This is a genomic window from Candidatus Sulfurimonas baltica (assembly GCF_015265455.1).
GTDB lineage: Bacteria > Campylobacterota > Campylobacteria > Campylobacterales > Sulfurimonadaceae > Sulfurimonas > Sulfurimonas baltica.
The window spans coordinates 2,714,577-2,737,757 of the sequence record NZ_CP054492.1 but is presented as its reverse complement, the minus strand read 5'-3'; the positions used below and the strand labels follow the sequence as shown (position 1 = coordinate 2,737,757).

At 32.7% G+C, this 23,181-nt stretch carries 22 protein-coding genes; 8 read left to right on the top strand and 14 right to left on the bottom strand.

The annotated features are described in order from the left end of the window. Positions 1–192 precede the first annotated feature (192 nt). From ruvC to ppnP, 3 genes are all read left to right on the top strand, one after another. Positions 193–669: a crossover junction endodeoxyribonuclease RuvC gene (gene ruvC, locus HUE88_RS13720; RefSeq protein ID WP_194369859.1), complete on the top strand. Its 477-nt coding sequence runs from the start codon at positions 193–195 to the stop codon at positions 667–669. A 62-nt stretch (positions 670–731) separates the two neighbouring features. After that, positions 732–2,555, top strand: coding sequence for a hypothetical protein (locus HUE88_RS13715; protein WP_194369857.1), 1,824 nt, complete (start codon positions 732–734; stop codon positions 2,553–2,555). 39 nt (positions 2,556–2,594) lie between these two features. Next, complete coding sequence (gene ppnP / locus HUE88_RS13710) at positions 2,595–2,906, top strand: pyrimidine/purine nucleoside phosphorylase (protein WP_194369855.1); 312 nt, start codon at positions 2,595–2,597, stop codon at positions 2,904–2,906. 39 nt (positions 2,907–2,945) lie between these two features. Here ppnP and HUE88_RS13705 read toward each other — a convergent pair whose 3' ends face one another. From HUE88_RS13705 to purB, 8 genes are all read right to left on the bottom strand, one after another. After that, a complete protein-coding gene (locus HUE88_RS13705; protein WP_194369853.1) occupies positions 2,946–4,226 on the bottom strand; it encodes a citrate synthase in 1,281 nt (426 codons plus the stop codon). A gap of 50 nt (positions 4,227–4,276) precedes the next feature. Then, the gene (trxC, locus tag HUE88_RS13700) at positions 4,277–4,699 is read right to left on the bottom strand and encodes a thioredoxin TrxC (RefSeq protein ID WP_194369851.1); all 423 of its coding nucleotides are present in this window, start codon (positions 4,697–4,699) and stop codon (positions 4,277–4,279) included. Positions 4,700–4,748: 49 nt separating this feature from the next. Then, positions 4,749–5,366: a PDZ domain-containing protein gene (locus HUE88_RS13935; RefSeq protein WP_229860103.1), complete on the bottom strand. Its 618-nt coding sequence runs from the start codon at positions 5,364–5,366 to the stop codon at positions 4,749–4,751. Between the two features lie 20 nt (positions 5,367–5,386). Further along, positions 5,387–6,133 (bottom strand): trypsin-like peptidase domain-containing protein, encoded by a 747-nt coding sequence (locus tag HUE88_RS13930; RefSeq protein ID WP_229860102.1) that lies wholly within the window; start codon positions 6,131–6,133, stop codon positions 5,387–5,389. Positions 6,134–6,210: 77 nt separating this feature from the next. Beyond that, on the bottom strand, positions 6,211–6,600 hold the full coding sequence (gene fliW, locus HUE88_RS13690) for a flagellar assembly protein FliW (RefSeq protein WP_194369849.1): 390 nt from the start codon (positions 6,598–6,600) through the stop codon (positions 6,211–6,213). Positions 6,601–6,610: 10 nt separating this feature from the next. Then, the gene (locus tag HUE88_RS13685) at positions 6,611–6,976 is read right to left on the bottom strand and encodes a hypothetical protein (protein ID WP_194369848.1); all 366 of its coding nucleotides are present in this window, start codon (positions 6,974–6,976) and stop codon (positions 6,611–6,613) included. Between the two features lies 1 nt (position 6,977). Beyond that, on the bottom strand, positions 6,978–9,344 hold the full coding sequence (locus HUE88_RS13680; protein ID WP_194369847.1) for a ribonucleoside-diphosphate reductase subunit alpha: 2,367 nt from the start codon (positions 9,342–9,344) through the stop codon (positions 6,978–6,980). Positions 9,345–9,369: 25 nt separating this feature from the next. Next, positions 9,370–10,698, bottom strand: a complete 1,329-nt coding sequence (gene purB, locus HUE88_RS13675; RefSeq protein WP_194369846.1) for an adenylosuccinate lyase — start codon at positions 10,696–10,698, stop codon at positions 9,370–9,372. Positions 10,699–10,811: 113 nt separating this feature from the next. Here purB and HUE88_RS13670 point away from each other — a divergent pair, with 113 nt between their 5' ends. Further along, positions 10,812–11,723 carry an RluA family pseudouridine synthase gene (locus HUE88_RS13670; RefSeq protein WP_194369845.1) on the top strand — a complete coding sequence of 304 codons (912 nt, stop codon included), beginning with the start codon at positions 10,812–10,814 and terminating at the stop codon, positions 11,721–11,723. Positions 11,724–12,181: 458 nt separating this feature from the next. Here HUE88_RS13670 and HUE88_RS13665 read toward each other — a convergent pair whose 3' ends face one another. The 4 genes from HUE88_RS13665 to hisF all read right to left on the bottom strand — a co-directional run bounded on the left by HUE88_RS13665 (position 12,182) and on the right by hisF (position 15,019). Then, positions 12,182–12,421 (bottom strand): hypothetical protein, encoded by a 240-nt coding sequence (locus HUE88_RS13665; RefSeq protein WP_194369844.1) that lies wholly within the window; start codon positions 12,419–12,421, stop codon positions 12,182–12,184. 195 nt (positions 12,422–12,616) lie between these two features. Then, entirely contained in the window at positions 12,617–13,690 is a 1,074-nt protein-coding gene (rlmN, locus tag HUE88_RS13660; RefSeq protein WP_194369843.1) for a dual-specificity RNA methyltransferase RlmN, read from the bottom strand. 3 nt (positions 13,691–13,693) lie between these two features. Beyond that, entirely contained in the window at positions 13,694–14,251 is a 558-nt protein-coding gene (locus HUE88_RS13655) for a 5'-methylthioadenosine/S-adenosylhomocysteine nucleosidase family protein (protein WP_194369842.1), read from the bottom strand. Positions 14,252–14,260: 9 nt separating this feature from the next. Continuing rightward, on the bottom strand, positions 14,261–15,019 hold the full coding sequence (gene hisF, locus HUE88_RS13650; protein ID WP_194369841.1) for an imidazole glycerol phosphate synthase subunit HisF: 759 nt from the start codon (positions 15,017–15,019) through the stop codon (positions 14,261–14,263). A gap of 180 nt (positions 15,020–15,199) precedes the next feature. Here hisF and rsmA point away from each other — a divergent pair, with 180 nt between their 5' ends. From rsmA to fliI, 4 genes are all read left to right on the top strand, one after another. Continuing rightward, on the top strand, positions 15,200–15,970 hold the full coding sequence (gene rsmA / locus HUE88_RS13645; RefSeq protein WP_194369840.1) for a 16S rRNA (adenine(1518)-N(6)/adenine(1519)-N(6))-dimethyltransferase RsmA: 771 nt from the start codon (positions 15,200–15,202) through the stop codon (positions 15,968–15,970). Between the two features lie 15 nt (positions 15,971–15,985). Further along, complete coding sequence (locus tag HUE88_RS13640) at positions 15,986–17,920, top strand: ribonuclease J (protein WP_194369839.1); 1,935 nt, start codon at positions 15,986–15,988, stop codon at positions 17,918–17,920. Positions 17,921–18,048: 128 nt separating this feature from the next. Further along, positions 18,049–18,633, top strand: a complete 585-nt coding sequence (gene folE / locus HUE88_RS13635) for a GTP cyclohydrolase I FolE (protein ID WP_194369838.1) — start codon at positions 18,049–18,051, stop codon at positions 18,631–18,633. A gap of 5 nt (positions 18,634–18,638) precedes the next feature. Continuing rightward, on the top strand, positions 18,639–19,952 hold the full coding sequence (gene fliI, locus HUE88_RS13630; RefSeq protein ID WP_194369837.1) for a flagellar protein export ATPase FliI: 1,314 nt from the start codon (positions 18,639–18,641) through the stop codon (positions 19,950–19,952). Here fliI and HUE88_RS13625 read toward each other — a convergent pair. Together HUE88_RS13625 and HUE88_RS13620 are read right to left on the bottom strand one after the other, a co-directional pair. Beyond that, positions 19,933–22,077 carry a WD40 repeat domain-containing protein gene (locus tag HUE88_RS13625; RefSeq protein WP_194369836.1) on the bottom strand — a complete coding sequence of 715 codons (2,145 nt, stop codon included), beginning with the start codon at positions 22,075–22,077 and terminating at the stop codon, positions 19,933–19,935. The genes fliI and HUE88_RS13625 overlap by 20 nt on opposite strands. Before the next feature lie 59 nt (positions 22,078–22,136). Further along, positions 22,137–23,111, bottom strand: a complete 975-nt coding sequence (locus HUE88_RS13620) for an MBL fold metallo-hydrolase (protein WP_194369835.1) — start codon at positions 23,109–23,111, stop codon at positions 22,137–22,139. Positions 23,112–23,181 lie beyond the last annotated feature (70 nt).

The window sequence follows — 23,181 nt, the reverse complement described above, 5'->3', positions numbered from 1 at the left end:
ATAAAATCCTATTTAATAATTTATATGTGAATAATATCAATTTTTTACATAAATATAGTTAAAACTATGTGAATAACATCAATGTGATTATGTGAATAAATGATTTATATATATGCTTAATTATTAAAAAGTTATTTATTCGAATTATTTGTATATAATATTTTATAATTTAAAATATATATTAGGAATATAATGATAATTCTCGGAATAGACCCAGGTACAAGGAATATGGGTTATGCTCTTATCTCTTTAGAAAAAGGAAAAATTTCACTTATTGAGGCCGGGCTTATAAAAATAAAAGCAGATGAACTGCAATTTCAAATCCCACAGATGGCTGAAGCTTTTGAAAGTATTTTTAATAATCACACTATTGACGAAGTGGCTATGGAAGATATATTTTATGCTCATAATCCTAAAACTACTATAAAATTAGCCCAATTTCGTGGAGCAATTATGTTAACAATACTTCAACAATTTGGACAATTCAGTGAATATACAGCATTACAAGTAAAAAAATCTCTGACTGGAAATGGAAAAGCAGCAAAAGAGCAAGTGGCATTTATGGTAAAGCGTCTTTTAAATATAAAAAAAGAGATTAAGCCACTTGATATTACAGATGCTATAGCAGTTGCTATAACACATTCACAAAGAGTAAAACTAATGTCATAATTATTTTATTTTGATATAATTTAATTCAAAAAATATTGCTTTTTGTTATTTAAGGAGAGTTATTGAGTCTTTGCCATTTATACTTTAAAACATCATCGTCAGTACATGTTAAAAAAATTTTAGACTCTTTTGAAAATAGTGTTTCTTTAGATATTGATAATATTAAAATAATTAGTGTCTATGATATTTACGTAATAGAGTTGGATGAGGCAGATAAAGATATATCAATTAAATTGAAAAATCTATTTAAAGAAAAAACAAATTCACTAATATATTTTCTTATTCCAAAAAAATATAATCTAATATTTTTTCAATTAACATACTTGCTCGGTGCAAAAGATATAATAACCCAAAATCAAAATACTGATAAAGCAATCATAAAAATAAAAGCAGATAGAAAAATTTACTTACAAGATGTTTTAGAACGTTTACTTGGAAATATAGCTATACAATCAGAAAATTTTATGATTTATAAAAACAGTAGTTTAGAATATGTAAGTAATCAATTATTAAATTTTTTTGAATGTGATAATTTTGAAATGTTTAAAGAAAACATCTCATACGGGCTTGATATTAAAGAACTTTTAAAAGAAGACATAGTTATAAAAAAATCAATTGTTGATAATTCTAATAGAAAAAAGAAGTGTATATTAGAGAGTATAAGTATAAATAATAACGATAAAATAATACATGTAGATTTAGACACTTCAATATCTAGACAGTTAAATTTTATATCCAGCAGGGTTAGTTTTGTAGAACTGCTTAAAGAAAAACTCATTCAAAGTAATATTACACATAAACAACTCTCTTGTATAACAATAAGTATAGAAAATATAGAAAAATTACAAAAAGATTTAAATGTTGTAGATTTAGAAGATTTATTTGGTAAATTATTATCATTTATGGAATCAGCACTAGAAAAAAAAATCATTTTTTCTCAATTAGATAGAAATTATTATGTGATACTTTTTGAAAATATGCATTTTGAAGATATAAATGATATAGCAGATGATTTTCATATTAGAGTATTAAATTATATTGCTAATCAAAAATATAAACCACTCATAGATGTATTCACATTTAATTTAAATAGTCTAGATTTTGGTGATATCCTTATTACATTTGATAAAATAAAAAGTAAAAACTTTACACATAAAGAGATGCATAGTGATTATCTTAAACACACTAGCAATACACAAGTTTTCGTCAGTGAAAAAAATCTTTTAGATGATGCGTTTGAAGATGAAATAGAGTTTAGATTGCTTAATATTTATAATGGATTGGTTATTAATACTCCATCAAAAATTGTTAAAATAACAAATGATACTGTATATGTAAATTTTGAACAGCTTCAAGGTGTTGTTATGAAAATAGAGCAAGAAACAGTTTTACAATCAAGTAGTTTTATATATGATATACGAGCAGATATAAAACAGATAGATTTAAAAAAAAGAATTGCAATTTTGGAAAATTTCACATTTTTAAAAACGAATGCAAATTCTAGAAAGTACGCGAGGGTAACAACATCAAGTAAAATACCAATATCAATGCTGTTAGATGGAATTACAATTAACGGAAATATATGTGACTTATCAATTAAGTCAATTGCTTTTAAAGTGAAATATACAGAGAAAATTGAAAGTATCAAGTCAAGGGATGTTTTACTGGTTTTTAATATTCCAAACTCTAAATCTGATAATGGTTATATGCAGCTAAAATTAGGTGCAGAAGTTATTATGAATACAGCTAAAGATACAGATGGTTATTGTAAGGTTGTTTGTGATTTAGATGAAGATTCTAATGATGACTCAATGCTTATGGAATATGTTTATGAAAGACAAAAGGAATTAATCATTGAGGTTAAAAAAATGTCAAAGTTAAATTAAAATTATGTTAAAATTGTTATAAAAGAAGGAAATTAAATAATGTCAGATTTTAAAAACGTAAGTCTTAAAAAAGAAGCAAATATATACTATGACGGTAAAGTTACTAGTAGAACAATTGAGTTTGAAGATGGTTCAATAAAATCTCTTGGGGTTATGTTGCCTGGTGAATATACTTTTGGAACAAATGAAGCAGAAATAATGGAGATGTTAAGTGGTGAGCTAGAAATTAGACTTCCTAACGAAGATTGGAAGACTTTAAATACACCGGAAACTTTTGAGATCGGTGCAAACTCATCTTTTGATTTAAAGATTAAAACAGTAACAGATTATTGTTGTTCATATATTAAGTAATAGAACACAGCTTATAAAAAACTAAGAAACTCCAAAATATTAATATTTTGGAGTTCTGTCTAATGGACCAGTGTAAAGTTGACGAGGACGAGCAATTTTAACACTTTTTTGTCTATTTAATTCACTCCATTGGGCAATCCAGCCTGGTGTTCTTCCAATTACAAATATAACTGCAAACATCTCTTTGGGAATTTTAAGTGCTTGTAAAATAAGACCAGAATAAAAATCAATATTTGGGTATAAATTTCTACTTATAAAATATTCGTCACTTAATGCAATCTCTTCTATTTTGTTAGCAACGTCAATCAATTGACTGCTTATATCTAGCTCGTTAACAAGATCATTGCGAATATTTTTAAGTATTGTTGCACGTGGATCAAAATTTTTATAGACACGATGACCAAAACCCATTAATTTAAAACTGTCATTTTTATCTTTTGCTCTTGCTATAAATTCATCTACCCTGTCAACGCTACCTATCATCTCTAGCTGACGAATTACACTCTCATTTGCTCCACCATGACTTTTACCCCATAGAGCGCCAATTCCTGCACTTATAGCTGCATAAGGATGAGCATTAGTAGATGCAACGTTTCTGACAGCTGTTGTTGAGGCATTTTGCTCATGATCAGCGTGAAGGGTAAAGATAGTATCTAGAGCTTTTATCTCAATAGGTCTCATTTCAACAAAATTATGTGGATAAGCTCTTAACATGTAAAGAAAATTTTCAGTAAATCCTCTGCTCATATCTGGATAAATAATAGGTAAACCTTGTGAATACCTATATGAAAAAGCTGCTAATGTAGGAATTTTAGCAACTATACGATTTGCCATTTCTGAATATTCTTCTTTAGTAAATATCTCTAAATGCTTGCAGTAAAATGTAGAAAGTGCAGATACACCTGATGATAGAATTGCCATGGGATGAGCACGATCTGGAAAAGCATCAAAAAGTTTTTTTATGGCTTCATTTACAAAAGAGCGCTTTTTCATCTCTAAAGAAAAATAGGCAAGTTCATTTTTTTTTGGTAAATTTCCATTTAAAAGTAAGTAAGCTGTCTCTAAAAAAGTTTTTTCTTTGGCTAAATATTCAATATTATAGCCACGATACATAAGTTTCCCTTTCTCACCATCAATATAGGTTATGCTTGATTTACAAGATGCTGTTGAAGTATAACCCTCATCATAAGTAAACATTCCAAGCTCTTTGTAGAGTGTAGAGATATCAATTACAGACGGACCTATTGTCGCATCTAATATTGGAAATTCATAACTCTTTCCATCACGATTATTCGTTAGTGTTATAGTGTCTTTAGACATAATGAGTCCTTTTGCATATTATTAAATATTATATGATAAGTTATTAAATATCATATAAATTGTGAAACTAAATTATTTAAAGTGTTCTCATCTAAAGCACCTGAAGCTCTATGAACCTCTTTGCCATTTTTAAATATTATAAGCGAAGGAATACTTCTAATACCAAATCTGGCACCTAAATTTTGTTCAGTTTCAGTATTTACCTTTGTAAAAAGCGTTTTAAGTGGAAATTTTGTTGCACTTTTTTCAAAATTTGGTCCCATCATTTTACAAGGGCCACACCATGGTGCCCAAAAATCAACTATAACAGGAATATCGCTATTAACTATAACTTCATCAAAGTTGGCATCTGTTAGCTCTAGAGGTTTTGTCTCTAGAAGTGACTTTTTGCAATTCCCACAAATTGCTTTTTTATAAGACTCCTTTTGTGGTATATTATTAACACTTTTGCAATGAGGACAAACTACTCGCATTTCTTTCTCCTATTTTAATAATTAAAAGCACTAAGTGCAATATATAAATCTACAACACAACTGCAAATATAGAACCTCTACGGTAGATAAAAAATCTTTTTTTCTCTTGAGAGGCTATTGCTCTTTTAAAATCATCCAATGTGCTTATTTCACTATTTTCTATCTGTAATATAATATCACCTTTTTTTATATTCAAAGTTTGTGATTTACTATTTTCTTCAATTTCAATAACTAACACACCGTTTATGTTAGCTCCAAGTTCTTGTTTATATGATGAGCTTAGCGGAACTACCTTAAGTCCTTGATATGTTAATTCTCCGGAAACAGATTTCTTATCTAATGAGTCAAGTGTTACATTTACAATATCAATTTTTTTGTCTCGTAAAAATTTAACATTAACAACTCTTAATGGTGAGTGTGAGCCTATATTATTTTTAAGCTCGCTTGCACTCTCAATTTTTTTGCCATTAACAGAAATTATTAAATCACCTCTTTTTAAGCCAGCTTTGGAAGCAGGACTGTTATCTTCTATACTTGTTATTAATGCTCCAAAATTATCATTGTAAAAGCTACTCATTTCAGCACTGATATCTGAAATTGCAACACCTAGATAAGCACGACTATATTTGCCTTTATTTATAAGTTCGGTTGCTATGGAGGTTACCATATTTGATGGTATTGAGAGTCCTATGCCAACGTTCCCCCACTTTTTGAAATAATTGCTGAGTTTATTCCGATAAGGTGTCCGGCTGAGTTTATAAGTGCCCCGCCAGAGTTTCCAGGGTTTATGGAAGCATCAGTTTGTATAAAATCTTCATACTCTACTATGCCTACCCCGCTTCTCCCCGTGGCTGAAACTATCCCTTGAGTAATTGTTTCACCAACGCCAAAAGGATTTCCTAGAGCAAATACAATATCACCGACTTTTACTTTATCAGAGTTGTAAAAAGTAACAGCATTTAAATCTTTTGCTTCTATTTTTATTATTGCTAAATCACTTTTTTCATCTTTGCCGATAAGTTGTGCTTCATACTCTTTTTTATCTCCAGCAATGCTTACTTTGATTATATCTGAGCCATCTACAACATGGTTATTTGTAATAATATAGCCATCTTTTGAGATTATAACACCAGAACCAAGTGCACTTTGAACTCTTTCTTGTGGTATTTGTCTCTGGTTTTTAAAGAACTCTCTAAAGTAGGGGTCATTCATAAACGGATTAGATTCTGCTTGCATATTGTTGAGAGTTCTTTTGGTTGATATATTAACGACGCTTGTTCTTACATTTTCTAATATATTATTATAGGAGAGTATATAGTCTTGACTTGTAGGATGTTGTCTCTGTGTGTCAGTTGGTGCATATTTAAACTCTACACTATCTTGGGCATAAACCAGGTTTAGAGATACTAAACCCAATAAAAGTAATTTTTTCATAGTTATTCCTCTTCATTAATGATAAAAGTTTATAACTAAATTGTTTATAGAGTGTTAATGAGTTTTAAATATGTCTATTATTTTTCTTTAAAAGATTTTATAGTTTCACTCATACCGAAGTCTGGATGTCTTTTTGGATTAAGTAGAGCTTGACCTATTTTATTATTGTCATTATTTACAATAATTGGTGCTAAAAAATTTATTGTAGAGTTTTCGAGTGGTTTTTGAATTACTACTATATTGTAAACACTAACATTAGATTTTTCATTTATGCCTAAAATAACTTTTATATCTGTTGGCAAATCAAATGAATACTCTCTTAACATGTATGGATTTATAATAGTAAAAGATATATCTTTGTTATCTATATCTTGCATTGTTGCAAAAAGCTCATCTATTTCATGTATTTCTACATTTATAGTATCTTCAAAACCTAAAATATTTCCTCTTACATCGTACTTTTTCATCAGCTTCTCCTTAGAATGACCCTTCTTTGTATTTTATACTAGAAGATATTATGAATGTTGTAGCATTTTTTATACCAGATATATTGTGATTATTACCAATCCCAAAAGCAAAACTGTTTTCTTCAAAAACTATATTTATTCCATCACTCATATCAACATGTAGAAGTTTGGAGTTATCTGTAAGTCTTGCATCACTAACACCGCTTAATTCTAACTCTATTGTTAGCCAGTCAAAACCTCTAGCGCTGTCTTGCCCTGCAATAGTGATTTTAATAACAGTAGGTGAGACGACCTCTGCATGTCTAAGTTCACCATCAACAAAATTACCAAACCTCTTTAAAAAGGTTGGCAGCTCTCTTACAAGTAGCGGTTTCATTTTATTGACAACCTACACACTCCATACTTCTGTCCTCAACATCATTGTTGACTTCTGGTGATTGTGAACGGAGATAATAGGTTGATTTTAATCCAAGTTTCCAAGCTAGCATGTAAATCTCATTTAGGTACTTTCCACTTGCTTTGTCTAGTGTAATAAATATATTGAGACTCTGCCCCTGATCTAACCATTTTTGTCTAATTGCTGCTGCTTTTATAAGAAGAGTCTGGTTTAAATCATAAGCAGGAGTATAGTAAGACCAAGTCTCAGGTGAAAGATTAGGTACAACAACAGGTATTAGACCAGATAGGTTCTCTTCATACCACTTTCTTTTATATACAGGCTCAATAGCTTGCGTCGTACCCGTAAGTATAGAGATAGAACTAGTAGGTGCGATGGCCATTAGATAACCGTTTCTCATCCCTTGTTTTTTAACTTTAGAACGAAGTTCATCCCACTCATAAGAAGAGGCAAAAAGTCCGCCACGATCAACAAGGTTTTTTACTTCAGCGCTTGCATGATCCATTGGCATAACGCCTTTGCTCCATTGAGAGCCTTCAAATTCAGGATATATACCTTTTTCCAATGCCAAGTCTGAAGAAGCTGAAATGGTGTTATAACTAACAGCTTCCATAACTTCATCTATTTTGTCAAAGTGTTCTTGGCTCCCCCATGCTATACAGTTTTCTGCTAACATTTGAGCTTCACCCATAACACCTAAGCCAATAGCACGACTTTTCATGTTTGTTCGTTTTACTTTTTCTATTGGATAGAAGTTAAGGTCAATCACGTTATCTAAGGCACGAACTGCAATCGGTACAACTCTATCAATCTCTTCTTTTGTATTTATTCGAGATAGATTTACAGAAGCAAGGTTACAAACGGCCGTATCACCATTTATTTTTTCTTTCTCTACAACATAGATTGGTTGACCACCAAGAGAGTCAAGTGCAGTAACTTTCTTAGCAGGTTTTTCTAGTCCACTGTCAACTTTTACTATCTCTTCTTCTTCATAAGAGATGCTCTCTCCGTTTTCAAATATAAACTTTATTTTATAAGTGTTAGGGTTAGTGTTTTGAAAAATCTCTGTGCAAAGGTTTGAACTTCTAATAACACCGGTGTGACTATTTGGGTTAGCTCTGTTTGCATTATCTTTAAAACATAGAAAAGGTGAACCAGACTCAAAGTAAGATGTTAAAATCTTTTTCCAGAGAGCTTTAGCTTTAACCTTCTCTTTGATGATACTCTCATCTTCTTCAAGCTCTTTGTATCTCTTGTTAAAATCATCACCAAAAAGTGTAGCTAACTCTCCAACATCATAAGGATCAAAAAGTGTCCATATAGCATCTTCTTGAACTCTTTGCATAAATAGATCATTTAGCCACATTGCGGGAAAAAGATCATGAGCACGGCGACGCTCTTCACCAGAGTTTTTCTTTAGGTCCAAAAAGTCATTTACATCAATATGCCAAGGTTCTAAATAAACGGCAATCGCACCTTTTCTAGTTCCCAGCTGGTCAACTGCAATAGCAATGTCATTTGTGATTTTTAAAAATGGAACTGTTCCGCCTGCTGCATTTTTATGTCCATCAATATAAGAGCCCATTGAACGAACACCAGTCCAATCCCAGCCAATTCCTCCGCCAAATTTGGAAAGCATCGCCATCTCTTGGTAAGAGTCAAATATGCCCTCTATATTGTCAGGTGTAGAACCGATGTAGCATGAGCTAAGCTGATGTCTTGTTGTTCTTGCATTTGATAGAGTTGGAGTTGCAAGCATAACTTGAAACTGACTTATCATATCATAGAACTTAATAGCCCATTCATGCTTGTCCTCTTCTCTTTGAGCCAAGAACATGGCAATAGCCATAAACATATGCTGAGGAAGTTCTATAGGGTCAGAGTTCCTATCTTTAATAAGATATCTGTCATAGAGTGTTTTGACGCCTAGATAGTTAAAAAGCATATCGCGTTCAGGCTTTATATGTTTTTCTAATATTTCAAGGTCGTACATATCACTGATGCCTAACAGAAGTCTCCCCTCTTTCTCCCCTCTTTTAAAATATTTTTCCAGTGAGCAGTAACCTGTAAAACCATTTACTTGATGATATAGGTTAAATAGAAAAAGACGTGATGCAACAAATGTCCAGTTAGGAGCATCAATATCTATTTTATCTACAGCCGTTTTGATTAAAGTTTGTTGTATCTCTTTAGATGTTATGCCATCACGAAAGTGAATCTGCGCATCAACTTCCAATTCACTTTGCGATACATTGCTTAATCCAGAAACTGCAGCTGAAGTGTACTTTTGTATTTTAGTAATATCAAGTGCTTCTGTTCTGCCATTTCTCTTTATAATTGTTATCATGGGTTATCCTATATATTTTAAACTTTTATTTAAAAACTCTCGCAAAAATATTATCTACGTTTTTAGTGTAATAATCATAGTTGAAACACTCTCTTATCTGCTCTTCTGAAAGAGAGTTTCTTAGCTCTTCATCTGCTAAAAGATGGTTAAGATATAGAGACTCTCCAGCTTCATTAGTAGTAGGTTTTCCTTGTTGAATCTCTTCCCAAACTTTCATAGCATTTCTTTGAACAATTCTATATGCATCCTCACGACTAACACCCTTGATAGGAAGTTCAAGTAAAACACGTTGAGAAAAAACCAATCCGCCGGTAAGGTTTAAGTTCTTCATCATATTTTCAGGATAAACAGTTAGGTTAGCAATAACGTTATTCATGCGATGAAGCATAAAGTCAGTTGTTATAAAACTGTCTGGCAACCAAAATCTTTCGGTTGAAGAGTGTGATATATCTCTTTCGTGCCATAGAGCTACATTTTCCATAGCCGGTATTGCATAAGCTCTTATCATTCTGGCTAATCCTGTTATGTTCTCTGTTAGGATAGGGTTTCTTTTATGAGGCATTGCAGATGAGCCCTTTTGCCCTTTTGCGAAATACTCTTCACACTCATAAACCTCGGTTCTCTGCCAGTGACGAACTTGTACTGCAAACTTTTCAATAGAGCTCGCCATTAATGCTAGAGCAGTTGCTAGTCTCGCATATCTATCACGTTGTATAACTTGGTTAGATGCCGGTGCCGGTTTTAGACCCAACTCTTCACATGCATACTCTTCAAGTTCTAAAGGAGCATGTGCGAAATTACCCATTGCTCCACTAACTTGACCAACAGATATAACAACTAGAGTTTGTTCTAAATTCTCCAAGTGTCTTGCCATCTCATCATACCAAACAGCTAACACAAGACCAAATGTTATTGGTTCTCCATGTATACCATGACTGCGTCCTACCATAAGAGTCATCTTATGTTCCATAGCTCTTTTTTTAATAGACTCCATAATCATTTTAACATCTTCTATAACTAACTCTAAAGAAGATTTCATTTGAAGAGCAACAGCAGTATCAACAGTGTCTGAACTTGTCATACCATAGTGAAACCATCTGCTCTCATCACCAAGTGTTTCAGAGACACTTGTTGTAAATGCTATAAGGTCGTGGCGAGTAACTGCTTCTATCTCATCGATACGCTCTATATTAAAACCAGCATTAGCAACAATCTTATCTGCATCATCCTGTGGAATTTTTCCTAGTTTTGCCCAAGCTTTCACAACTGCTTTTTCTACGTCTAGCCAAGCTTGATACTTCGCCTGCATTGTCCATTTTGAACTCATCTCTTCTCTGGAATATCTTTCGATCATTTATTAAACCCCTATGATAGTTATCTATTGTTTTTATGTTAAAATTCAGTGATTTATTCTACATAAATCTATGTAAAATATTGATTAAAGATTCATTAAATAGGGATTAAAGTTTGCCATTTATTTTAAAAAAAATGTTTATTAAAGAAAAGCAAAGAGCTTTCTTATTTATTGTAAAAGAGTTAGGTTATACGCAAAAAGAAGCACAACGTTTTATATCAAAAGGTAGAGTGCTTGTTAATGGTGAAATCATGGATAAATCATCAACAGAGATAGAAGGTGAAATCGAGTTTATATATTTTGAGCCAATCAGTAGAGGGCTGCAAGTACATGTAGAATATGATGAGTTTGTTGTTTTTGATAAACCAAGCGGAGTTCTTATTCATCCTCAAAATAGAAATACACCTTACTCACTTATAGATGAACTTAAATACCAATTTGGAAGAGATGCTAATATTGCTCATAGGATTGATCAAGAGACAAGTGGCTTAGTATTATGCTCTAAAAATAAAAAGAGTGAACGAGATATAAAAATGATGTTTCAAGAGCGAGATATGAAGAAGAAGTATTTAGCGATGGTTCATGGGGAAGTAAAAGACGATATCTGCATTGAAGCACCACTTTTAAGAAAGCAGGATGAGAGTGCAATAGTAAGGATGGTAGTTAAAGTTCATAAAGACGGCAAGAAGTCAAAAACAGATGTAAAGCCTTTGAAATACTTTCCAGACAAAGATATGACTCTTGTTGAGTGTTCACCATTAACGGGAAGGCAGCACCAGATTAGAGTGCATTTGTTTCATGTGAAACATTCTATTGTTGGTGATCCGATTTATGGACAGAGCGAAGAGAACATAGTAAAATTTTTAGATAAAGAATTAACTCCCCAAGAGCGAATAAATAACAGCGGCGCATCAAGACTACTTCTACATGCAAACGAATTAGAGTTTGATCTTTACAATAAAAAATTCCACATTAATAGTAAAGTTAACTTTTCTAAACTTTGTTTTGATTGCATGAGCTTATAAAAGAGACAGTTCAGTAACAGTTAATTTTTTTATGTTAAAAAAATAATATTATATTAAAGACTATCAATGTGAATAACTTAATACAGACACAAGTTAAAAATAATTATAAAAATAATTAGAACTAATAAAAGGTTGGTAAGTCCATATAATAGGTATTTATGGGATTTAAATATATATTTGTTTCAGGATAAATTTATATAAATTTGTTCTTAAAATAATAAAGAATTATCAAATTTAGGTTGAATAAAGTTTTGTGCTATTCACACATTAGAACACTGTGTGAATACTCTACATATTGAACGAATTTAGTAATATTTTAAAATAATAAAATATTTTTAAGAGAGAAATAGAAAGAGAAGAAGATTATTTATTTATAAGTATAGTAAGGTATTATTATACTTATAAACGACCTCCCTGGTGTGTTGGTCGTTTTACTAAAATCAAGTATAAAATATTGCCTAAACGCCGTTATATCTTTTTATGATTTTTTTAACACGGTTTTTAAGTTTACGAAGCGCATCAATACTTGTTTCACCATCTGCAGTCAAGCTTTCAAAATCACCATCAAATTGCACTTTTGCTACCCAACCAATTTTATTTTGTAATTTTACGCCAACAAAACGAACATCTCCAAAGTGATCTTCACAAAGATCATAAATTCTTTTAATACGGTCTGTATTTGTTTTATTCTCAGCCATTATTATTTTCCTTCATTAATTTAGTCTACTTGAGTGTAGGTTATATTTACTTTTGTAATTTTATCATAAGAATATTATAATAAGTTTACTAATTTTATTTTTTATCACTCGTTGCAGCTTTAAGAAAACCAATCACAGCAATAGCAAATACAACGACTAAAAAAACTATCTGAAAACTATCAACATAACTCATTTTTATTTACCTAACTCTTTTTCTTTTAGTTGTCCACATGCAGCACTAATATCTATACCTTTAGAGTCACGTATTGTGCATAGTAAGCCGTGGTTGACTAAATACTCTTGAAAAGCTACCATATCTGCTCTTGTAGGTCTTTCATAGTCAGTTCCAGGATAAGGGTTAAAGAATATAAGATTTACCTTAGCTTTGATATCTGTTAAAAGCTTCACAAGCTTTTTCGCAGAAGCTATGTCATCATTTTTATTTTTAATTACTAAATATTCAAACATAACTCTTTTTCTTGTATCTATCGGAAAGCGCTTAACTGCTTCTATAATAGAGTTGATATTGTGGGCCTTATTCATAGGTATTAGCTCAGTTCTTAGTTCATCGTCTACTGCATGTAGAGATATAGCGATGTGTACTCCAAGGTCCATAGCTCCCAATTGGTCTATCTTATTGCTTAAGCCGCTAGTGGAGACTGTTTGGCGTTTTGCTGATATACAAAGCCCATCATCCTCTTTAAATATCTCTATCGCTTTAGCTAAGTTACTTAGGTTGTCGAGTGGTTCACCCATTCCCATATATACTATATTTATTTTTCTGTTATGTTTGTGGTCATTATCTCGTTTAAGGGTTACTACCTGAGCTACTATCTCACCGGCAGTTAAGTCTCTTGTAAATCCACCTTTGGCAGTAAGACAAAATGAGCACCCTACTTTACAACCTACTTGCGTTGAGACACAAATGGTGTATCTTGCTTCTTGTATAACTTCGCCACTCTCATCGAATTGAGTATCTTTCATCTTAAGCCAAACAGCTTCCATTGTTTTACCATCTTGCATCTGCAGAAGATACTTTATAGTTCCATCAGTTGACTCTTCTTTATTTACAATAGTTAAAGGATTTACTACAAACTTTTTTGACAGTTCATCTTTAAGAGCTTTTGGGACATTTTTCATATCATCAAAATCTTGTGCATATTGATGGTAAAGCCAGCCGAAAATTTGTTTTACACGAAATGATGGCTTAATCAGAAGCATTAGCTCTTTTTGTGTGAAGTCTAGAAGTGAAGGTTTTATTTCGCTCATTTTTTAAGGAACCTCCCGGTATGCTGTTAGTTCTTTGATTCTTTTTTTTACATGTAGAGTTAGCAGCTCTTTAGCTTCTTCGTGATTTTTTAAAAAATCTTCATGAGCATTTTTGTTAGTGTAGTTAGTTATGCAAAAGACACCGCCAGCAGGAATATCAAACTCTTGCGCTACTCTTAAAACAGCAAAAAATTCCATATTTTCACACTCTACACCGATGTTTAGAAATTTTTTTGTTAGTTCTTCGTTTGTTGATATATAGTTTGATGAATTTACTATAACATCTTTTTTTGTTTTATCTATGTTAGTAGAAACAACATTATCTAAAGGGGAGTAAGCATCATTATTTAAAAACCCAAGCTCAATGTTTGAAGCTGTCTTTGATTCAATAATATCAAATATTTTATGTTTTCCGTAGCTTCCTGCGCTACCTACAAAAAGTAAAAACTCAGGTTTATCAAACAAACAAAGTCTTGTCAGATTTATTGCAGTTTCTATAAGCCCTACTCCAGTTGGTTGTGCAAAATCAAAAGTTTCGTTGTTTCCAGCGCAGATAATCATAAGCAGTTCCTACAGTCTTACTGGTATATTGTTATCGTGTAGATAATGTTTTAAATCCATAATATCTATCTCTTTATAGTGAAAAATACTAGCAGCAAGTGCAGCATCGGCACCATGCTCAAATGCTTCTTTTATATGTTGCATTGTTCCTGCCCCACCGCTTGCAATTACAGGAACATTAACTGCCTTAGATATTTGTTCTGTTATGTTAAGCTCAAACCCTGATTTAGTCCCATCAGCATCCATTGATGTCAAAAGTATTTCACCGCTACCGCGATTAACTACCTCTTTAGCCCACTCTACAGCATCTATACCTGTATCAACGCGCCCACCATTTAAGAATACGTGGTATCTATCTCCGCATTTTTTTACATCAATCGCCGTAACAATACATTGTGATCCAAATCTTTTAGCGCTTTCATCTATTAGCTCAGGTCTTTTAATTGCCGCAGAGTTTACGCTTACCTTGTCACAGCCAACATTTAAAAGTTTATATATATCTTCTAGTTTTCTTATTCCGCCGCCAACAGTTAAAGGTATAAAAATCTCTCGCGCAACTTGAGCAACTATATCTACTATTGTGTCTCTATTGTCACTTGAAGCTGTTATATCCAAAAAAGTAATTTCATCAGCACCCTCTTCGTTGTAGCGTTTTGCAACTTCTACAGGATCGCCCGCATCTTTAAGTCCAACAAAGTTTACACCCTTTACAACGCGTCCATCTTTAACATCAAGACATGGGATAATTCTTTTAGCAAAATAGTTCATAGTTTAATAATCCAATTTATATATATTTGAAATTATACTATTTATGACTTATAAATAGATATGTTTCACATGAAACATTAAATAAATAAGTTGGGAATAAAAGGGATATATATTATAAAAAGTAATTTTTATTGTTCATATTAACTAACTATAAGCAAAATTACTATACACTGTCGTTTAATGGAAAAAATTGTAGCAAAAAAGAAATTTGGACAAAATTTCTTAAAAGATCAAACTGTTTTACAAAAAATCGTCGAAGCGATGCCCAATAATGATAATAAAATCGTTGAAATTGGGCCTGGCTTAGGTGATTTAACTAAATATTTAGTAGATGTCAAGAGTGTAGAAGCTTTTGAGGTCGATACCGATTTGTGTAAACTGTTACAACGTAAATTTGATAAAGAGATCGCAACCAAGCAGCTCCAACTAAATTGTGGGGATGTACTTGATGCTTGGCAGGGCAGCTTAATAGAAGAGTCATATGATTTGGTGGCAAATTTGCCATACTACATAGCGACGAATATCATTCTTAAAGCACTCGCAGATCCAAAATGTAAAAATATACTTGTAATGGTACAACTTGAAGTTGCAGAAAAATTTTGTGCAGAGGAGGGTGAGAAGGTATTTGGTTCTTTGAGTGTAATAACTCAAAGTGTAGGAAACGCACATATAGTTGTGAAAGTTCCGCCAACTGCTTTTGAACCTCCGCCAAAAATAGATTCTGCAGTTTTTTTGATTGAAAAAAAAACTGATAGATGTGATGAGAATTTTGAAGGCATGCTTAGAGTTGCATTTAAGCAGCCTAGAAAAACTCTTATAAAAAATTTATCTGTTATTTACGAAAAAACAATACTTCAAGAAGCTTTTTTAGAGCTTGAACTTGCACCATCGATTCGTCCTCATCAGGTTTCTACCGTTGACTATCACCAACTCTATAATAAAATAATATAATTAAAAGGAGTTTGGATGGCAGAAGAGAATCAGGGTAATAACGAGAGCAATACAGCTAGCGTAAGCAACCCTCAAGAAAATAGCAAACCAGATACAAATAACAATAGAAGACCAAATAACAATAGCAAACCTAGTGGCAAACCAAATGGTGGTGCCAATAAGAACAAAACTGCATCAAGAGGACGTCGTCGTCAAAGCACGCCGGTAGATGAAAATCTAAAATCCTTTGTTGCTATCAATCAAGAAGCTCACAAGCAGAGACTTAACCCTCATTATAAATTAGATTTAAACTCAAGAGATAAAATCCGCATTACTCCACTTGGTGGACTTGGTGAGATTGGTGGAAATATAACAGTTTTTGAAACTGAAACAGAAGCGATTTTGGTTGATGTTGGTATGAGTTTTCCAGATGAAGATATGCATGGCGTAGATATTTTAGTTCCAGATTTCACTTACATTAGAGAGATAAAAGACAAAATTAAAGCAGTAATTATAACTCATGCTCATGAAGACCATATTGGTGCTATGCCGTATCTTTATAAAGAGATGCAGTTTCCTATATATGCTTCACCGCTTCCATTGGCAATGATAGGAAACAAGTTTGATGAGCACCATATTAAAGAGTTCAGAAAATATTTCAATCCTGTTGAGAAAAGAAAAATTTATGAGATAGGTAATGATTTCAAAATTGAGTGGATGCACATGACTCACTCTATTTTAGATTCATCATCTTTGGCAATTACAACACCTGCGGGAACAGTTATTCATACTGGTGACTTTAAGATAGATCACACTCCGGTAGATGGTTATACAGCAGATTTACATAGACTTGCTTATTATGGAGACAAAGGTGTTTTAGCTCTGTTGAGTGATTCTACAAACTCGTACAACGTAAATCCAACTCAATCAGAACTTAGTGTAGCTCCAGCTCTTGACAGAGTGTTTGCAAAAGCTGAGGGTAGAGTTATCTTGTCTACATTTAGCTCAAATATTCATCGTGTTTACCAAGCTATACAGTATGGTGTAAAACATGGTCGTAAAGTTTGTGTAATTGGTCGTTCTATGGAGAGAAATATAGAGACTGCAATGCAGTATGATTATATTAAATTGCCAAAGAGTATATTTGTTGAACCAGAGCAGATTGCTACTATGAGTGACAAAGATGTTCTTATTGTAACAACAGGTTCACAGGGTGAGCCAAGTTCAGCTCTGTTTAGAATGTCAATCGGCGAGCATAGACATGTAAAGATTAAGCCAACAGATTTAATCGTTCTATCGTCTCGTGCAATTCCTGGTAATGAGGGTTCAATTTCAGGAATGTTAAATCATTTACAACGTGCAGGAGCTAAAGTGGCATCTGAAAAAGATATTCATGTTTCAGGTCACGCTTCTATTGAAGAGCAAAAGCTTATGCTTCGCCTTGTTAACCCTAAGTTCTTTTTGCCAATACACGGTGAGTATAACCATGTTATGAGACATAAAGAGACAGGTATGATGTGTGGTGTCCCTGAACGTAATATTTATATTATGAATGATGGTGATACCGTAGAGATCGCACCAAAATATATGAGAAAAGTTAAGTCTGTTAGAACAGGAAAAACATATATTGATAATCAAAATAATCATAAGATTGAAGATGATATAGTAATAGATAGACAAAAGCTAGCTTCTGACGGTATCGTTATGATTGTTGCTCAGGTTGATGGACAGCACTCTAAACTTCTATCTAAGCCGATAGTTACATCATTTGGTATAGTAGCTGATAAGCAAGATAGATTCTTTGCCAAAGAGATGGAAGATATATTGGAACAGTTTTTATTAAATATAAAAGCTGGATTAATTGAGAATCCTAGAGCAATGGAAAATGATCTTCGCCAAGTTGTTAGAAAACACATCTACAGAAAAATGAAAAAGTATCCACTTATTGTTCCACATGTATTTGTGCAATAAGCTATAAAAAATTTAAATTATTAACATGTAGAAAACTCTACATGTTAATTACTATTCATATCTTTCATATATAAACTTTCAGCTGTTTATTGATACCCTATCATAACAAAAACTTTAAAGGTATAAAGTTGTCAAACAAACAAGATTTAGAATTTGAAAATGCTGTCAGAACGATGATGTTTCATGTTGGAGAAGATCCAAGCAGAGAAGGCCTTTTAAAAACACCTCAAAGGGTTAGAAAAGCTCATGAGTTTATTTTTGGCGGTTACAAAGAAGATCCAAAAGAGATACTGGAGTCTGCTATGTTTACAAGCTCTAACGATGAGATGGTTTTACTAAAAGATATAGAGTTTTACTCTACATGTGAACATCATCTTCTGCCTATTATAGGAAGAGTGCATGTAGCTTATATCCCTGATGGGAAAGTTGTAGGTTTATCTAAGATTCCACGTGTAGTAAATGTTTTTGCACGTCGTATGCAGATTCAAGAACAGCTAACAGAACAGATAGCAGATTCAATAATGGAGTCAATTCAGCCAAAAGGTGTTGCAGTCGTAATTCAAGCACGTCATATGTGCATGGAGATGAGAGGAGTTGAAAAGATTAACTCAACCACAACTTCATCAGCTCTTCGCGGTTTATTTAAAAAAGATGAAAAGACCAGAAGTGAATTCTTCTCTTTAATCAATTCTCCGACCGGAACTAGATACTAATATATATGCCATTTAGCTCACTAAAGAAAAGAATCTCAGACAGAAACTACTCTACATCATTTGGTCAAGTTGTTAAAATAAATGCTACTGTAGTAACTGCTACGGGCCTTAAAGTTAGCATTAGTGATATGGTCAAGATTGTATCCAACGACAAAAATCAGGAAACTATGGGAATGGTCACTGAGATTGATGGGGAAACTTTTTTCATAACTCCGTTTAGTTTCGTTGAGGGGTTCTGCTCAGGTGACAAAGTATTTTTAGATCAGACAGGTCTTAACATCCCTGTTGGCGATTCTTTACTTGGGCGAGTAGTAGACCCGTTTATGAGGCCAATTGATGGCAAGGGAGTTATTAATACTTCAAGGCTAGCCCCAATTATAAAATCTCCAATAGCAGCTATGAAGCGTGGAATGATAGATGAAGTGTTTAGCGTGGGAGTGAAAAGTATAGATGGACTTTTAACATGTGGAAAAGGTCAAAAACTAGGTATTTTTGCTGGAAGCGGAGTGGGAAAATCAACTCTTATGGGGATGATTGTACGTGGGTCAAATGCACCCATAAAAGTAGTTGCTCTTATTGGCGAGAGGGGCAGGGAAGTACCTGAATTTATAGAGAAAAATTTAGGTGGAAATTTAGAGAATACCGTCATTGTAGTTGCGACAAGCGATGACTCTCCACTAATGAGAAAATATGGTGCCTTTGCAGCTATGAGTGTTGCCGAATTTTTCAAAGATCAGGGATTGGATGTTCTTTTTATTATGGACTCTGTTACTAGATTTGCAATGGCTCAAAGAGAGATTGGTCTAGCACTCGGTGAACCGCCAACCTCAAAAGGCTATCCCCCTTCATCTTTAACGTTGCTTCCGCAACTAATGGAGCGTGCTGGAAAAGAGGAAGGAAAGGGTTCTATAACTGCATTCTTTACAGTTTTGATTGAGGGTGATGACATGAGTGACCCAATCGCTGATCAGTCGCGCTCTATATTGGACGGGCATATAGTATTGTCTCGTGAGCTTACAGATTTCGGAATTTATCCCCCTATCCATATTCTAAATTCAGCTTCAAGGGTTATGAATGATATAATCTCACCTGAGCATTTTAGAGCAGCAATAAAATTCAGAAGACTATACACACTTTTAAAAGAGAATGAAGTTCTTATCCGTATTGGCGCATACGCAAAAGGGAGTGACTATGAGTTGGATGAAGCTATAAACAAGAAAGATGAGATGGAGAGATTTATGAGCCAAGGCTCAACATTTCAAGCTCCCTTTGATGAGAGTTTAGAGATTCTTTTAAAACTTATGACTCCTGCCTCATAATCATACTTGAATCTGTCCAACCGTTTCTTGGGCGTCTGTTTGATTGATTTTGACTAATAGCTAGTTTAATAGATGATATTTTTTCAAACCTTTTCATTATCTGGTTTATCTCGCTGTCACTGCCAAATATATCAATATATGTGTAAATGATAGTTTCCGCACCTCTGAAGTTTTCTTCATCCATTAAAAATTTTATTCTTACATGAAAACTAACTCTTACTAAATCACCAATTTTGCTGTGCCTAGTTGACAAGCCAATAAGATTACCAAGTGTCTTTTTGATATCTTTTATGTTCCCCTGTAGTGCATACTCCTCACACTGCTGCATTAGTTTTGACCAGTGTTTTTCAAGAAGTCTCGCTAGTTCTGTATTAGCAAGGGATTTATGTGAGTCTAAAATTTCATAACATAATTTAAAATTATTCTTTTCATATGCTGCTTGAAGCAGTTGTAAATTTTTGTACTCAATATTTAGTATTTGAACTCTTTTGCTGATTGATGGAATGTTTTCAAGCTCACAAAGAAGATTTTTTACAATATCTAGCTCACTAATATTTATATTATGTTTTATAGCATCCAATTTTTCTTCTATCTCATCGTTGAGGGCAAGATAAGTAGGAATTTGTGTAAAAAGAGCATTTTTATTAATTAGTTTGTCAATATTAATAAAATCTTTTTTTTTGACAGCTTCCAAGAACTCAACAAATTCTCTATTTTGAGTTAATATAAGCCTAATTATTGTTTTTTTAGATGCTACTACATTGTATTCGTTTAAAAGAGCTTTAGCAGCATCTAAATTTCCATTCAGAACGTGCTTTTGAGCATTTGAAAAGGCTATTTTAAATATCTGTTCCATTTTTTTATATTGAGCAGTTAACTTAAGAGGAGGAAACTTGGAAGATATAGAATATGCTAAGGCATATTTCTTTTCCAAAAAGAGATCATTAAATCTTTTTAAATTTGCAAACGCTTCAAAAAGGTTTTTAATTTCGCTTTGCTTAGAGTGTACATTTTTATACAGTGCTAATATATCAGATGCTTGTGCTTTATTTTGATTTATTAATGCTTTTGCAGATTTTAAATAATCATCATTAAATCTCTCTTCAAGTATTTTATGCTCATATGAACCTCGAAGCATTGGCTCTTTATGTATAAGCTTGTAAGCATCTTCAAGACAGTTATTAACAATTAGTGATTTTAATTTTGAAACGCTTGCAAGCTCTATGATTACAATTTTATTATTTTCTTGGGCAACGACTAAAGATTCACCATCGATTATTCCTATCTTAATTATATTTGAGTCTAATTCAACATACTTACTATGTGTAATTTTTAATTTTTTTATATCAATTATTGAAATAATATTTGTTGTTCCAGCAACCATTATGTAGTCAGGATTTGGCATTACTATAATATGTCTTACGGTCGATAGAGGAGTATTTATTGTTTTATGAACTTTTGTATTGCCAAGTGATGTAATATCAATAGTTCCATCACCGTTGCCGCTAATTACAGTATTATTACCTATAAAACATAAGGCTTCAACGCGAGTTCTATTGTGGGTGATTATCTCTAACTCTCTGTGTGAATATAAATCTATTATAATAATTGCACCGCCATAGCCGCTACATGCAAACATGTTTTTATGAAACGCAAAGGCACTTACAAAGTTTTCATTATCTTTAATATTTAAATATATACTAGAGCGATAATGCGGAAATGAACATAGTCTTGATAGAAGTGATGTTTTATTATATCTATATTGGAGCACTCTTCCATTTACAGTTCCTGCAATAATATATGTTGATGATGTATCAAAGTTTATTATAGTAATATCTTCATCTGCCGTTTGTATAGTTTGCAGAGTTTCGTTAGTATATATATCAATTATATAGATTACTCTATTATTGACAAAAGCAAACATTTTGGAGTTTGGACTAAAAGAGTGGGCTGTTACAGTGGAGTTTAGATACTTATTTGTAATATTTTTTTTAACTTTACATTCATCTAAGTCTATAAGTATAATGCCATGAAGTTTAGTGCTGTAAGCAAAAGTGTTGTTATCTAAAACTTTTAAATTAGTAATATTAGATTTAGATTTTTGACATTCATGGATTTTTGACATAGAATATTATATCTTAAAAAGAGGGTGCCAAACCACAAAGAGTGATTCAGCATTTGAAACTACATATCTCTTGCTTCTACTTCAGCCATAGCTTTCATTAGGTGTTTACCCATTTGGCGGTCAAATTCATCCCAATGTTGGATATCTTTTAACTCAGCGGCTACATCTGGTTTAACTTCATAACTCTCTTTGCCGTCTGTATAAGCTTTCTTAGCCCATTTTAAAACTGTTTTAAAGTAGTTTAAGAAAGGATCTATAACTTTGTGCATTTCGTTTGATGGACCATGACCTGGAACATAAAGGTCATATTTTACATAACCATTTTTTTGAGCAACGATATCTTCAAGAAGCGCTATATTTCCGTGTACACTAGAACTCTCATCCATCCCGCCAAGACGACAATCCATAAGATTATCACCTAACCAAAGTGTTTTAGATTCTACATGCTCTATTAAGATATCTGTATCTGTGTGTGCACGTTCTGGGTGAAAAACTTTAAAAGTATGCCCATCAACTTTAAGAACATCACCATTATGTAAAACTTTAGTTGGGAAAGGGAATGGCCCGTCAGTACCTTTTAGGTTTTTAGAGAGACCCTCTAGGATGTTGTACCATAATCTAGCTTCACCATCTTTTGAAGCTTTAATCATATTTGGATGAGCATAGCTTTGTGCATCTGGAAATGCTTCAGCAAAAGCTTTACCGGCAAACCAGTGATCTCCATGTTTATGAGTGTTTAAGATAGCTAGAACAGGCTTATTTGTAGCTTTTTTGTATTCAGCTACAATTTTTTTACCAACATTGTAGTTTCCACCTGGGTCAATTACGATAGTACCATTCTCACCCTCTACAAAAGAAGGGTTATTCATAAAACCTTCATTCTCAACACTAGGGTTCTCTGGTGGCCCGTGCATAATCCAAACGTTACCATTTACTTTTTCGAATTTATATTCACCTAGTTTTCCTAAAGAAAACGCATTTAATGATAAAGAAAATGTAATAATCATTGCAATTATTAAACTAATTTTTTTCATTATTTCTCCTATTGTATTTTTTTGATAAAATTATCACAAAAAATATTATACTTTTTTAAACTTAAGATTA